General features: G+C 47.2%; 1 pseudogene. It reads right to left on the reverse strand.

Annotation, left to right across the window (positions count from 1 at the left end):
- Positions 1 to 309, reverse strand: a pseudogene (locus tag AB4585_RS25915) (EamA/RhaT family transporter); the annotation flags it as partial.

Consider the following 309-nt stretch of genomic DNA (forward strand, 5'->3'; position numbering starts at 1 on the left):
CTCTAATTGGCATAAAGGGCAATAGAGGCAGCACAATCAAACACGCTGCCCACATACTCCCATGGGCATTATCAAACGACGAAATTTTGGGGGCATTTTTGGCATAGTTACTGGCGATACCATAACAACAAGCGGCCATAACACCTGCAATCATCGCTACACCAGAATTCGCAGGCAGAAGAGCATTATCCAGCCCAACCAAAATGTATACGCCTATAACACCAGAAATTAGACCCACGATAACCCTTAGCGTTGGCAGACTTCTTGACCAAACAATCGCGATTGCTGCACCCCATATGGCGGCAGTTG

The organism is Vibrio sp. 10N.222.49.C9, from assembly GCF_041474985.1.
GTDB lineage: Bacteria > Pseudomonadota > Gammaproteobacteria > Enterobacterales > Vibrionaceae > Vibrio > Vibrio crassostreae_C.